At 46.3% G+C, this 13,870-nt stretch carries 11 protein-coding genes; 2 read left to right on the top strand and 9 right to left on the bottom strand.

What is annotated here, in order from left to right; genetic code table 11:
• Positions 1 to 222 precede the first annotated feature (222 nt).
• From R7E47_RS16845 to R7E47_RS16885, 9 genes are all read right to left on the bottom strand, one after another.
• The gene (locus R7E47_RS16845; RefSeq protein ID WP_031781180.1) at positions 223 to 1,554 is read right to left on the bottom strand and encodes a trypsin-like serine protease; all 1,332 of its coding nucleotides are present in this window, start codon (positions 1,552 to 1,554) and stop codon (positions 223 to 225) included.
• Between the two features lie 191 nt (positions 1,555 to 1,745).
• Positions 1,746 to 2,225 carry a GNAT family N-acetyltransferase gene (locus R7E47_RS16850; protein ID WP_005377290.1) on the bottom strand — a complete coding sequence of 160 codons (480 nt, stop codon included), beginning with the start codon at positions 2,223 to 2,225 and terminating at the stop codon, positions 1,746 to 1,748.
• A 189-nt stretch (positions 2,226 to 2,414) separates the two neighbouring features.
• Positions 2,415 to 4,292, bottom strand: a complete 1,878-nt coding sequence (locus tag R7E47_RS16855; protein ID WP_033906150.1) for a propionyl-CoA synthetase — start codon at positions 4,290 to 4,292, stop codon at positions 2,415 to 2,417.
• A gap of 77 nt (positions 4,293 to 4,369) precedes the next feature.
• Positions 4,370 to 5,566: a 2-methylaconitate cis-trans isomerase PrpF gene (gene prpF, locus R7E47_RS16860; RefSeq protein ID WP_005377286.1), complete on the bottom strand. Its 1,197-nt coding sequence runs from the start codon at positions 5,564 to 5,566 to the stop codon at positions 4,370 to 4,372.
• 9 nt (positions 5,567 to 5,575) lie between these two features.
• Positions 5,576 to 8,167 (bottom strand): Fe/S-dependent 2-methylisocitrate dehydratase AcnD, encoded by a 2,592-nt coding sequence (gene acnD / locus R7E47_RS16865; RefSeq protein WP_017633775.1) that lies wholly within the window; start codon positions 8,165 to 8,167, stop codon positions 5,576 to 5,578.
• Positions 8,168 to 8,323: 156 nt separating this feature from the next.
• Entirely contained in the window at positions 8,324 to 9,466 is a 1,143-nt protein-coding gene (prpC, locus tag R7E47_RS16870; RefSeq protein WP_005377283.1) for a 2-methylcitrate synthase, read from the bottom strand.
• Between the two features lie 132 nt (positions 9,467 to 9,598).
• Positions 9,599 to 10,495, bottom strand: a complete 897-nt coding sequence (gene prpB, locus R7E47_RS16875; protein ID WP_115386020.1) for a methylisocitrate lyase — start codon at positions 10,493 to 10,495, stop codon at positions 9,599 to 9,601.
• 12 nt (positions 10,496 to 10,507) lie between these two features.
• On the bottom strand, positions 10,508 to 11,221 hold the full coding sequence (locus R7E47_RS16880) for a GntR family transcriptional regulator (protein ID WP_005377279.1): 714 nt from the start codon (positions 11,219 to 11,221) through the stop codon (positions 10,508 to 10,510).
• Positions 11,222 to 11,485: 264 nt separating this feature from the next.
• On the bottom strand, positions 11,486 to 11,884 hold the full coding sequence (locus tag R7E47_RS16885; protein WP_053304399.1) for a GFA family protein: 399 nt from the start codon (positions 11,882 to 11,884) through the stop codon (positions 11,486 to 11,488).
• 266 nt (positions 11,885 to 12,150) lie between these two features.
• Between R7E47_RS16885 and R7E47_RS16890 the strand changes: the two genes are divergently transcribed.
• Positions 12,151 to 13,122 carry a tripartite tricarboxylate transporter substrate binding protein gene (locus tag R7E47_RS16890; RefSeq protein WP_005388181.1) on the top strand — a complete coding sequence of 324 codons (972 nt, stop codon included), beginning with the start codon at positions 12,151 to 12,153 and terminating at the stop codon, positions 13,120 to 13,122.
• Between the two features lie 238 nt (positions 13,123 to 13,360).
• A complete protein-coding gene (locus tag R7E47_RS16895) occupies positions 13,361 to 13,855 on the top strand; it encodes a tripartite tricarboxylate transporter TctB family protein (protein ID WP_005388179.1) in 495 nt (164 codons plus the stop codon).
• Positions 13,856 to 13,870 lie beyond the last annotated feature (15 nt).

Below are 13,870 nucleotides of genomic sequence, written 5' to 3' on the forward strand. Positions count from 1 at the left end.
ATCAGACAAAACATAAAATGTTGATCGCAATTCTGCCAGTTATATAAAGATAACGTCAGGAAAAAGTCATACACATTTTGTGGGTTCTCATAGTTGACACAATAAAAAAGGGCTTATTATTCGCAAACAATAAACCCCAGTTATAATAACTATGTACTGATCGTTGAAACCAAGAATGAATCTTATCTCATGGTCAACGAATCAAGTTCACTGGCCCGATAGTTAGTTAGACTTGCAATTCGCATCGCCTACTTTTTGCCAAACACCCCAAGGCCCTGAGTCTGCTGGATTATCACCTTGAGTCCACCACTGCGCTTGCCAAACTTTACCATTCCAAGTAACCGTATCTCCTTTGAGATACACTAAGCTGGCTTGCCATACAGTTGTACAGCTATCTGTGGGAGGCGTTGTCACCGTTTTCGCTTGAGCGGATACTAACGCTTGGTATTGTGTGCTGGTCTTATCAACGTTGAAGTTCAAAGCCACTCTTGCTTCTCCGCTCTGAGTAGCACCAAATTCAACATCAACACGACAACTTGCATTCATTGCTAACGTCGCCTGAGAGCACTGATCATTGGCAATAACAGCTGCATCAGTAACACCCGAAGCAAACGCGCGAACATTTTCCACAGTGAAGGTGGTGCTCCCTGAATTCTGGATAACAAAGCTATGTTGCTGTAACTCCCCAACATTAAATGATGCCAGTGTCTGTTCGGTGGTGTATCCAACAGAAACATTTTCTTTTGGTGGTGTTGCTGTTCCGATAACACCATCGACAAAATTGCGCATAGCAGCGATATCGCTATAAACCCCATACATACCAGGACGAGCACAACCTATTCCCCAACTGACCACACCAAGTTGAGTAATTACACCACTGCGATTAATAACGATTGGACCACCACTATCTCCCTGACAAGAATCTATCCCACCTTGAGGAATACCCGCACAGAATGACACTTCTCCAACCGTTGTGTAGTTGCCACCGGCTTGACGGCAAGTCATATCCGACACAAGTGGGACGTCAACCTCTTGCAATCGAGACGGAGAGCTTCCTCCTTCAGAAGTTCGCCCTAAGCCAGCAACACTAAGCCAATCTCCGATGCTCGCGTATTGCGTTAGACTGCCATTCGCAATCTCAACTGAAGAAACACCTTGAGGCACAGAGTCGAGCTTCAATACCGCGAGGTCATGAGAAAGCGTCGCGCGGCGATATGCCGGGTGCATATGGATCTCACTGACGTTTGCACGAACACCGTCACTACCGTTATAAACAACGCCACCGATTTTAACCGCTATCTGATTCGGAGAATCACCCTCAACACAATGCGCAGCAGTCAGGACGTAACCATTCCCGATATAACTGGCCCCACAATATGATCGGTTACCATAACGACTAACAATTTGGGTGTAGAATTTCCAGTCACGTGGGTCGGCAGTTACTCCGCCTACGATCTGGGGTTGGATAGTATGATTTTGCGTCTGTGACAAATCATCAGCACTTGCGAACATTGGCAAAACGGCTAAAGCAAGTAACGATTTTGTTAGTTTCAAAATATTGTCCTCTTGTTTTTGTAAGCACGATCCTCGTGCTACTAATAAACAAGCAGACAAAAACGCCGATACCAATGTGGGTGCATATCAATTTGTTAACATTGCGAGCAACTTATAGAGAAAAGTCTATTGACGAACTGAATGATTTCAATTCGATAGAACCTAAATCACAATATTAAAGTTAAATACGATTATTCGTTCAGCGGTTTTCTTAAATAGTGGATATGATGTGCAAATCCTTGTTTTTCATACAAAGATATTGCGCCCTGGTTAAAATGCCATACTTCAACAAACATCTGTTTTGCACCGTAATCAGAGAACGTTGACTCAATTTTATTAATCAATGCCTGCGCCGTACCTTGTTTTCGATATTCAGGCAGCACATAGAGCTCATCCACACTTCCCATCATAACTGGCTGGCTGACGGTAGAAATAAGTTCACAGAAGTGACCAGAGATAAAGCCAATAATTTCATCTCCTTGTTTTGCTACGTAAACAAGGCACTCAGGGTCGTCAATATATCGAGCAATGCTTTTTTCTTGTTCTATCTCCTCTGCCGTTTTGAAAAGCTCAGGAGATTGAAGATGATGCTCATCATGAAGCTCGAACATAAGATCGTTGAGCAACTCTAGGTCGCTAAAACACGCAGGTTTAATCGCAAACGTGGTCATACAAAGGGTCACTAAAAATGGAATGGCTGTAGTTTGTGAGGAAAACGTCGTATTGGCAAGTCACAAATGCTTTCACGATACGTTTGTACTGTTTGAACAACAAAAAGGCCCCTGTACTTAATAAACGTACAGAGGCAGAACCAACCTACAGAGTTCGAGGATCAGGGGTTAGTTAGAATTGAGTTTTTATCAGCGTCGTAGCACTCGCTCAATTTCGTTCAAGCTACTTGGGTCATCAATCGTTGACGGAACGGTGTATTTTTCACCATCAGCTATTTGACGTATAGTTCGACGCAAAATTTTACCTGAACGTGTTTTCGGTAAACGGTCTACAACCAACGCATGCTTGAAGCAAGCAACTGCACCTATCTCACTACGCACTTTGCCAACAAGCTCACCTTCAAGGTCTAGCTCATCCACTTTGACGCCGTCTTTCAGTACAACAAAACCAAGTGGAAGCTGACCTTTTAGATCATCGTGGATACCGACCACCGCACATTCTGCAATCGCTGGGTGGCCTCCTACTATTTCTTCCATTTCACCTGTCGACAATCGGTGTCCCGCGACATTAATCACGTCATCAATACGTCCCATAATAAACAGGTAACCGTCTTCATCCAGATAGCCACCATCACCTGACACGTAGTAGCCTGGGAATTGGCTAAGATAACCAGTTTCAAAACGGTCATGATTACGCCAAACCGTTGGCAGACAACTTGGTGGTAGCGGACGTTTTAATGCGACAAAGCCTTGTTGGTTAGGCCCGACAGCCTCTCCAAGTTCATTCAGAATCTCGACCTGATAACCCGGAATGGGCTTCGTCGAAGAACCAGCTTTAACTGGCATCATTTCGACACCTGTCGGGTTGCCAGCGATGGCCCAGCCCGTCTCGGTTTGCCACCAGTGGTCAATAACGGGCTTGTCCGCTTTGCTCTGAACCCACTCCAGTGTCGGAGGGTCAAGGCGTTCTCCCGCCATAAAGATGGTTTTCAGATTCGACAAGTCGTGCTGTTTTAAGTGCTCGCCTTCCGGGTCCTCTTTCTTAATCGCACGAAACGCCGTTGGTGCAGAGAACAACGCATCTACTTTATATTCATCACACACTCGCCAAAATGCGCCAGGATCCGGTGTTCGAACAGGCTTGCCTTCGAATAGGATAGTAGTGCAACCGTGAATCAGTGGAGCGTAAACAATGTAAGAGTGCCCTACTACCCAGCCCACATCAGATGCCGCCCAAAAGACGCCATCTTGAGGAATGTTATAGATTGCGCTCATGGAGTACTTCATCGCGACAGCATGGCCACCGTTATCACGCACAACGCCTTTCGGCTTACCTGTCGTGCCCGATGTATAAAGTATGTAGAGCGGATCGGTTGCTAACACCGGAACACAACCATGTGGCAGCGCTTGTTTGTACTCTCGCTGCCAATCTAAGTCTCTTTCTTGGTTTAGCTCAGCGTCGCACTCTGGACGTTGGAAAACAAACACTTTCTCAGGCTTCCAACGGCTGTCCATAATGGCTTTGTCTACCATTGGTTTGTATGGAATGACTTTGTTGATCTCAATCCCGCACGACGCCGTCATGATCACTTTCGGCTCTGCATCTTCAATTCGTACAGCAAGCTCATTAGGTGCAAAACCGCCGAATACTACGGAATGAATAGCCCCCAAACGCGCGCAGGCAAGCATCGCCATTGCGGCTTCTGGGATCATCGGCATGTAAATGACGACTCGGTCGCCTTTTTCAACACCTTGAGCAGACAGCATGCCAGCAATTTTGGCTACTTGGTCACATAGATCGCTATAGGTGTACGTGGCTTTACGACCTGTCACTGGCGAGTCATAAATGAGTGCAGTATTATCACCGCGTCCTTGCTCGCAATGGTAATCTAATGCTAACCAGCACGTATTCATTACACCATCTGGAAACCAACGTTCTATGCCGTTTTCATCAGATTTCAAGATAGTTTTAGGAGATTCGAACCAATCGATATTCTCCGCTTGAGCGCGCCAAAAACTCTCCGGTTCATTCTTCGCCCATAAGTATTCTTTTTCGTATGAAGACATATTGCTTCCTCCAGTATGTCCTGACATTGCTCTCGTTCTACTCAAAGATCGCTCTTTTAATCCAAAGATCGTCTCTTTTAATCGAAGACATAGAAGGGTACACGCACAAATCCCTCCATCAGTATTCTCGCACTTCGGCTCATAATGGCTTTTTGCACCACCCAGCCCTGCTCAGTTTGCTTCGCTTGTGCCCCAACTTTTAACGTTCCTGACGGGTGACCAAAAGTCACGGACTCTTTTTCACCGCCACCAGCGGCTAAATTCACTAACGTTCCGGGCACACACGCAGCAGAAGCAATAGCAACGGCTGCTGTTCCCATCATTGCATGATGTAGCTTGCCCATCGACAGCGCGCGAACGAGCACATCAATATCCGACTCATTAACGGCTTTACCACTTGAAGACAGGTAACTTTTCGGTTTAGAAACAAACGCTATTTTCGGCGTATGTTGGCGTGTTTGAGCTTCTTCTAAATCAGAAATCAGGCCCATTTTTAACGCGCCATATGCACGGATGGATTCGAACATTGCTAATGCTGTGTCATCGTTGTTGATATCGTCTTGCAGCTCGGTGCCCTGATATCCTATCGATTCAGCATCAATAAAAATGGTTGGTATGCCCGCGTTAATAAAGGTCGCGTTGAACGTACCCACATCCGGCACCACCAAATCATCAACTAAGTTGCCCGTTGGGAACATACTTCCTTCGCCATCGGAAGGATCAACAAAATCCACTTGAATCTCTGCCGCTGGAAACGTAACACCATCGAGTTCAAACTCTCCGGTTTCTTGGACGAAACCATTGACGATTGGCACGTGAATCAAAATCGTTTTGCTTATGTTCACTTGCCAAACACGCACCGTCACAATGCCATTTTCTGGAATACGGTCTTGTGGGATCAGACCAGCATGAATGGCGAAAGGACCGACAGCGGCAGACAAGTTGCCGCAGTTACCACTCCAATCGACGAATGGTTTGTCGATCGACACTTGGCCAAATAAGTAGTCAACATCGTGATCGGCTCTGCTGCTGCGCGAAACAATCACTGTTTTACTGGTGCTTGACGTCGCGCCCCCCATGCCATCAATTTGCTTCGCGTAAGGATCAGGGCTGCCAATAACGCGTAGCAACAGTTTGTCACGTGCGGCTCCAGCCACTTGCGCTTCTTGAGGTAAATCCTCTAGGTTGAAAAAGACACCTTTACTCGTGCCGCCACGCATGTACGTCGCGGGCACTTTTATTTGGCTTGTTTGATTCGGAGTATTATTTGACATACGCACTCCTTATTGTGCCAAGAAATCTTGCGCGAAACGCTGCAGAACACCGCCTGCGTTGTACACGTGAACTTCGTCAGCGGTATCTAAGCGACAAGTAACCGGAACATCGACTTTATCGCCGTTGCTGCGTGTGATAACCAGCGCTAAATCAGCGCCCGGCTTGATTTCTCCAACCACGTCGTAAAGTTCCGTACCATCCAGCTCTAGCGTATTGCGGTTAACGCCTGACTTAAATTGCAGTGGTAGTACGCCCATGCCAACCAAGTTAGTACGGTGAATACGCTCAAAGCCTTCAGCAACAATGGCTTCTACGCCTGCCAGTCGAACGCCTTTTGCTGCCCAGTCACGGGATGACCCCTGACCGTAATCCGCGCCAGCCACCACGATCAATGGTTGTTTACGATTCATGTAGGTTTCAATCGCTTCCCACATACGAACCACCTGCCCTTCTGGCTCTACACGCGCCAGAGATCCCTGCACGACTTCGCCGTTTTCCTTCACCATTTCATTGAACAACTTTGGATTAGCGAAGGTCGCGCGTTGCGCCGTTAAGTGGTCACCACGGTGAGTCGCGTAAGAGTTGAAATCTTCTTCTGGCACACCCATTTTCGCTAAGTATTCACCTGCTGCGCTGCTTGCGAGAATCGCGTTGGATGGTGATAAGTGATCAGTGGTGATGTTGTCGCCCAGAATCGCCAATGGACGCATGCCAGACAATGTTCTTTCTCCCGCTAGCGCACCTTCCCAGTACGGTGGTCGGCGGATATAGGTACTCATCGGACGCCAGTCGTACAGCGGATTGGGATTTTGCTCTTGATCATTCAGCTTAAACATCTGAATGTAAACTTGCTTAAACTGCTCAGGTTTAACATGAGTACCGACAACTGCATCGATCTCTTCATCGCTTGGCCACAAATCATTGAGATAAATTGGTTTGCCGTTTTGGTCCGTGCCCAATGCATCGCGCTCGATATCAAAACGAATCGTACCCGCTAGCGCATAAGCGACAACCAATGGTGGTGAAGCCAAAAAAGCTTGTTTGGCGTACGGATGGATTCGACCATCAAAGTTACGGTTACCAGAAAGCACCGCTGTCGCATATAAATCACGGTCGATGATCTCTTGTTGGATTTTTGGATCCAGCGCACCACTCATACCGTTACAAGTTGTACATGCGTAACCAACAATGCCAAAGCCAAGCTTCTCTAGCTCTGGTAATAAGCCCGCTTCTTCCAGATACAAGCGTGCAACTTTAGAACCCGGAGCAAAAGACGATTTCACCCAAGGTTTACGTACAAGACCAAGTTCGTTGGCTTTCTTCGCCACAAGGCCAGCAGCAACCACGTTTCTTGGGTTACTAGTATTCGTACATGAGGTAATAGCAGCGATGATCACTGCACCATCTGGCAACTCGCCTTCTTTCTCTTCCCACGCTCCAGAAATGCCGCGCTGTGCCAACTCAGAAGTTGGTAAACGACGATGAGGGTTTGACGGACCAGCCAAGTTACGGCTAACTGATGATAAATCGAACTCAAGTACGCGCTCGTAAACGGCGCTATCAAGATCGTCTGCCCAAAGACCGGTTTGTTTTGCGTAATTTTCTACTAAAGCAACTTGTTCTTCATCTCGACCAGTTAGTTTCAAGTAATTGATGGTCTGCTCATCAATATAAAACATGCCAGCTGTTGCGCCGTATTCTGGTGTCATGTTTGAAATCGTTGCGCGGTCTCCGATCGTTAGATCACGTGCGCCTTCTCCGAAGAATTCAAGATATGAAGATACCACACGCTCATTACGCAGAAACTCAGTAATCGCAAGGACAATATCCGTTGCGGTAATGCCCGGTTGACGTTTACCCGTCAGTTTGACACCGACAATATCTGGTAGACGCATCATTGATGGACGGCCAAGCATGACGGTTTCTGCTTCCAGACCACCGACACCTATCGCAATAACACCAAGAGCGTCTACGTGAGGCGTGTGACTGTCCGTACCCACACAGGTGTCTGGGTAGGCAATGCCCTGCTTTGCTTGTACCACAGGAGACATTTTTTCCAAGTTGATTTGGTGCATGATGCCATTCCCAGCTGGAATCACGCTGACGTTTTCAAACGCTGTTTTACACCACTCAATAAAGTGGAATCGGTCTTCATTACGGCGCTCTTCAATCGCGCGGTTTTTGTCGAAGGCATCAGGGTCAAAGCCCGCATGTTCAACCGCTAAAGAGTGGTCAACGATCAATTGTGTCTCAACCACTGGGTTCACTTTTGCAGGATCACCGCCCTGATCTGAAATGGCATCGCGCAGACCCGCTAAATCGACTAGAGCGGTCTGACCAAGAATGTCATGACAAACAACGCGTGCTGGATACCAAGGAAAATCAAGATCGCGTTTGCGTTCAATTAACTGTTTCAGGCTATCTGTCAATGTGTTCGGGTCACAGCGGCGGACCAGTTGCTCAGCTAGCACGCGAGAGGTATAAGGGAGTGTTTCATAGGCTCCAGGAGAAATGGCATTGACGGCTTCGCGTGCATCAAAATAATCCAGTTGAGTTCCCGGAAGCGGCTTACGATATTGAGTATTAATATTTGTGTTCATGGTTTGCTTCCATTCAGTCTTTACATCTTGCCTTCATCAAGGTTTTCCATTGCTCCAGAAACACAGTGATGAGAGGATCTCCTTCCTCTGTTAGAGAGAATGACAAAGGAAGGAGGTGGTCAACCAAAGCATATAATGCCCTCGTTGACCTTCGCGCTAGCGATTCTCGATAGGCACCCATTCTTGATGATCTGGGCCCGTATAATCGGCACTTGGGCGAATAATACGGTTATTGGCACGCTGTTCATAAACGTGTGCAGCCCAGCCCGTTAAACGACTCATCACAAAGATTGGGGTAAATAGTTTGGTTGGAATGTCCATGAAGTGGTAAGCCGATGCATGGAAGAAGTCCGCATTACAGAACAGACCTTTCTCTCGCTTCATCACTGATTCAACACGCTCAGAAACCGCATATAGATGAGTATCACCAACTTGTTTCGATAGCTCTTTGGACCATCGTTTTATTAAGGCGTTGCGAGGGTCACTTTCACGATAAATCGCGTGACCGAAGCCCATGATCTTGTCTTTATTGGCTAGCATTTTCATGATGTTCGCTTCCGCCTCGTCGGGCGTTTGCCAATCTTCAATCATTTCCATCGCCGCTTCGTTCGCACCACCGTGAAGTGGCCCACGAAGCGTACCGATTGCTGCCGTGATACAAGAATGGATGTCTGACAACGTTGATGCACAAACGCGTGCTGCGAATGTAGAAGCATTAAACTCATGTTCAGCATAAAGAATGAGCGAGCAATGCATCACTTGTTTGTGCAGCGCAGATGGCGCTTTGTCTGTAAGTAATCGTAAGAAGTAACCACCGATGCAATCTTCAGTCTGATCCTCGGTGTTGATACGCACGCCATCATGACTAAAGCGGTACCAGTAACAGATGATGGCAGGGAACAAGGCAAGCATACGTTCGGTTGCTTTCAGTTGCTCCTCGAAGCTCATTTCCTGCTCTAGGTTACCCAATACAGAACAACCCGTGCGCATTACGTCCATTGGGTGTGCGCTTGCAGGAATCAACTCTAAAGCTTGTTTTAGCTCGGCTGGCAAACCTCTAAGGCTGAGTAGATGTGTCTTGTACGCATCAAGTTCTTGTTGATTCGGCAAGTGACCGCGTAACAGAAGGTGAGCCACTTCTTCAAACTGTGCGTTGTTCGCAAGATCAGTAATATCGTATCCACGATAAGTTAGACCAGTTCCCGTTTTTCCGACAGTACATAAAGCTGTGCTTCCTGCGCTTTGACCACGAAGGCCTGCGCCACCTAATTCTGCTTTCTTTTCTGCAGTTTGAGACATTGTTTGAACTCCTTTTCTGTCTGACTTTTCCCTCTCTGGGGTGTTTTTAGCCAAACGAATTTCACGTTATTAGATGAGATAAATTCCGATTATCTTTTTCTTGGGCTTCCGTTTATTTTTGCTTTTCCCCCGCTATTTCCCTTCAGAGAATAACTGGTCAAGTTTGTCTTCATAGTCGTGGTAATTCAGGTGCTGATACAACTCTTTACGTGTTTGCATCGAATCAACCAGTGCTTCCTGATTACCCACTTCTAGCAAATGTTTGTAGACCGTTTCAGCAGCTTTGTTCATGGCACGGAACGCACTTAACGGATAAAGCACCATGTCCACTTTTGCTTTCGCTAGCTCATCGCAGCCATACAGCGGTGTCGCGCCAAACTCTGTAATATTCGCCAGAATAGGAACGTGCTTTCCGGTCGCTTGCTCAAGCGCATTTGAAAACTGAAGGTACTGGTCCAGATTGTTCATCGCTTCGGGGAAGATCATGTCTGCGCCAGCTTCCACACACGCAATCGCACGCTCGATTGCGCTGTCCATGCCTTCAACAGCTAGCGCATCAGTACGAGCCATAATCACGAAACTTTCATCATTGCGTGCATCAACCGCGGCTTTTACACGATCAACCATCTCTTGCTGGCTGACTATTGCTTTGTTCGGACGATGACCACAACGTTTCTGTGCGACTTGGTCTTCCATGTGCACCGCTGCCGCGCCCGCTTTTTCCATCGCTTTGATCGTGCGAGCAATGTTAAATGCACCGCCAAAGCCCGTGTCGATATCAACCAAAAGAGGCAAATCACATGCGTTAGTAATACGGTCAACATCAACCAAAACGTCGTTTAATGTTGTGATACCGAGATCCGGCAATCCGTATGAAGCATTTGCGATACCGCCACCAGACAAGTAAATCGCTTGGTGACCCAAGTTTTTTGCCATCATGGCGCAATACGGGTTTATAGTGCCGACAATTTGTAGTGGATTATTTTGTTCAATGGCGAGTCTGAATTTCGCTCCCGGTGTTAAGCTCATGACGAATTCCTTCTAGTCTTTGTCTAAACTTTCTGTATGTATAATTTGAGATTGGATGAGCTTTCGACTTCCTGATATGTGTCTTCTCATCAACATTTCTGCAAGCTCTTCATCGCGATTGCGAATGGCTTCCAAAATGAATTTGTGTTCGGTGAGCGCCTCATTCGGGCGAGATTGCGCACGTGGCGACTGGTAACGATACATCCGTAATAAGTGATAGAGTTCATCACACAGCAGAGATATTAACTTACTGTTTCTGCTCGCTTGGATGATGCGATAGTGAAAATCAAAGTCACCATGTTGATGGAAGTAAGACGCGCCTTCCATTTGGTCTATATGCTTGGAATGTGTCGACAATAGCATTTCCAAGCTTAAGAGCTCTTCTTGCGTAATGTGTCGCGCAGCTAACCTTGCCGCCATGCCTTCCAATGCTTCTCGAACGGCATAAAGTTCTATCAGCTTTTCCGGAGAAAAAGTGGTCACTCTAGCCCCAACATGAGGAATTCGCTCGATGAGCCCTAGCCCCTCTAAGCGCATCAATGCTTCACGCAAAGGCCCACGACTGACTTGATATTTCTTTGCTAGCTCAGGCTCTGATATCTTATGGCCAGGCTTCACGTCGCCATTAACAATGACTTCAATGAGTGTTTCGGTCAGCGTTTCGGATTTGGTGTGTTCTTTCTCAGAACCCAGCACTTTATAACGAGCTTTCAACTCAGAGTTCATATTCAGATACTCTTGTTACCGACATCGAAATGTCTACAATTTCTTAACCTGAATATAAAGTAGTCGATCAAAGTGTCGACAATCAAGTAAATTGTCGACAATTTAGACTAAGGTCGTAATTTAAATGGGCCTAAAATGCCTATTAAGTGCCGTTTTTAGCAGAAATAAAGAATGGTGAGTTCACATTGTCGACAACTTATAAACCTTTAAGCTTATGATCTAAAAACTAAAAGCTCAGCTGTCGAACAATAATCGGATAAAAAACTATTCTTTAGGTACAAATTGATCAAAGACTTGTTGCGAAGTCATCTTTTGTGAAGCGGAATTGAGGTCATAATAAGCTGGCTTTTCATCGGTAAAAATCTCTAAAGTGAGTTTGAAATCTGGGTTATCGAACAAACCAGCGGAAAGAATGTACTCACCTGTCGGCAACAAATGATAGAAAAGGTTTGTGCCGCATTCGCCACAAAAACCTCTCACCGCCCAGTCTGACGACTGATAACGTTTAGGTTCGCCACCTTTAAACGTCACGTTAGGCCCACAATGCACCGCATGAAGTGCGCCACTCGACCATTTTCGACACATAGAGCAATGGCACAGGCTAACCTCATTTTTAACCTCAGCGATGACTTCAATTGCGCCGCACAAACACGTCCCTTTCATTCTCTTTTCCTCGTTCATTTTCCGTCATTTTATTATGGCCTACCAAAGCGTAAAGCCGCGTGACCTAACACCAACTTCTCGCCGTGAACTTTATGAACAAAATAACCGAAATGCTCAATATTCTCTTTATATCTCTTTTACAGACAGATATTTAACACTTAATTAACCTTTACACCAAGTTCAGCTTTAACGCTTACAAGGCATGACAACTGAGCAAAAACAATAAGGCTCAACTAAATAGAGTCGCTAACATAAGGAACGTGAACATGTTAAAGGTACTCAAACCAACGCTCGCCGCTTCAATCATCGCAGCTTCATTTTCATTCAACGCTCTTGCTGCAGATATTGAAAAAATGCACTTTCTTATCCCTGGAGGTGCCGGTGGCGGTTGGGACATGACCGCCCGAGGTACTGGTGATGTATTAATAAAGTCGGACATCGTCGAAACCGTATCATTTCAAAACCTATCTGGTGGTGGCGGTGGCAAAGCAATCGCACATTTGATTGAAACGGCTGATCGTCAAGAAGATACACTCATGGTGAACTCAACACCGATCGTCGTTCGTTCGCTCAGTGGGATCTTCCCACAATCTTTCCGCGACTTGACTCCTGTTGCCGCAACGGTTGCCGATTATGGCGCCATTGTTACATCAGCCGATTCTCCTTACAGCTCTTGGGAAGATGTCGTTAAAGCTTTTAAAGAAAACCCACGTAAGGTGAAGGTTGCTGGTGGCTCTGCTCGTGGTTCTATGGATCATTTGGTTATAGCAGCAGCTTTCAAAGGTGAAGGTTTTGATGCGCGCAAAGTTCGTTACATTGCCTATGATGCAGGTGGAAAAGCCATGGCTGCCCTACTTTCAGGCGAAACACAACTGCTCTCTACAGGGCTAGGTGAAGTACTCGAAATGTCTAAGTCTGGGCAAGTGAAAGTGTTAGCGATTACAGCACCAAAACGTTTAGAAGCTGCGCCTAACATTCCAACTCTCACCGAATATGGTAATGAAACTGTCTTTGCTAACTGGCGTGGATTCTTTGCAGCACCAGGCACAAGCCAAGAAAAGCTAGATGAATGGAATGCCGCATTTACTAAAATGTATAACACCGACGAATGGCAAGTCGTTCGAGACCGCAATGGTTGGATCGACAACTATAAAGCGGATAAAGCATTCTTCGCGTTTCTTGAAGATCAAGAGCAACAGATGGGTGACTTAATGCGCGAGTTAGGCTTCCTGAAGTAACAGTCGAATTGGGGTCCCTCAGATACCAACCTCAATGAATAACGTAGGTTGGTATTTCCCCATTGTATTTGCACTCTAAGTTTCACCGCATATGGACATTGTCGACAATCGGCATGCACACTCCTTTGTTTATATACCCAAAGCGGCTCGACTAGCAGCGAAATGCTTAATTGTTAATGGTTTAGTTTATTCATTGACGTCCATATGCGGTCTTTTTTACTTTTGTTAGGAGTTGAATATGCCTCGTTCAACCAACTTTTTCACCAAAGAGTATTTGCTCTGTCGTGACCGCGTCGGCGCAATGATCTTTCTACTCTTCTGTCTTTGCTACGGTTATCAAACCTCGCAGATTCCATTATTTCCAGGTGATGAGTATGAACCATTCACCGCACGTACTCTGCCAACCATCTTGACTTACGTTGGTGTCGGCCTTTCTTTGCTATTGCTGGTGACAGGACAACCAGATAAACAAAGTGGCGCAGTGCTGACCTTCAATTGGAAGTTACTGATTGCCTTTTTAATTTTAATGGCGCTCTACGGCGTGGGCCTGACTTACTTAGGTTTTGTGATAGCTACTGGCTTCTTTTTATTGGCTGGCTTTTATCTGCTCGGGGAAAGACGTAAACCCGTTCTGTTTGGCGCGTCGTTTCCATTCGTGATCGCGTTCTACTTATTACTCACTCAAGGTTTGGACATCTATCTCGAACCGGGTTTGATTTTCACCATCTGGTAGTCAAAGAAAGGACTG

The organism is Vibrio sp. Vb1026 (assembly GCF_033338745.1).
GTDB classification, from domain to species: Bacteria; Pseudomonadota; Gammaproteobacteria; order Enterobacterales; family Vibrionaceae; genus Vibrio; species Vibrio alginolyticus.

Excerpts from the sequence above, each read along its gene's own strand:
- prpB (WP_115386020.1), bottom strand. The coding sequence starts at position 10,495 with ATGAGCTTAACACCGGGAGCGAAATTCAGACTCGCCATTGAACAAAAT.
- acnD (WP_017633775.1), bottom strand. The coding sequence starts at position 8,167 with ATGAACACAAATATTAATACTCAATATCGTAAGCCGCTTCCGGGAACT.
- R7E47_RS16895 (WP_005388179.1), top strand. The coding sequence starts at position 13,361 with ATGCCTCGTTCAACCAACTTTTTCACCAAAGAGTATTTGCTCTGTCGT.
- prpF (WP_005377286.1), bottom strand. The coding sequence starts at position 5,566 with ATGTCAAATAATACTCCGAATCAAACAAGCCAAATAAAAGTGCCCGCG.
- R7E47_RS16880 (WP_005377279.1), bottom strand. The coding sequence starts at position 11,221 with ATGAACTCTGAGTTGAAAGCTCGTTATAAAGTGCTGGGTTCTGAGAAA.
- prpC (WP_005377283.1), bottom strand. The coding sequence starts at position 9,466 with ATGTCTCAAACTGCAGAAAAGAAAGCAGAATTAGGTGGCGCAGGCCTT.
- R7E47_RS16855 (WP_033906150.1), bottom strand. The coding sequence starts at position 4,292 with ATGTCTTCATACGAAAAAGAATACTTATGGGCGAAGAATGAACCGGAG.
- R7E47_RS16885 (WP_053304399.1), bottom strand. The coding sequence starts at position 11,884 with ATGAAAGGGACGTGTTTGTGCGGCGCAATTGAAGTCATCGCTGAGGTT.
- R7E47_RS16890 (WP_005388181.1), top strand. The coding sequence starts at position 12,151 with ATGTTAAAGGTACTCAAACCAACGCTCGCCGCTTCAATCATCGCAGCT.
- R7E47_RS16850 (WP_005377290.1), bottom strand. The coding sequence starts at position 2,225 with ATGACCACGTTTGCGATTAAACCTGCGTGTTTTAGCGACCTAGAGTTG.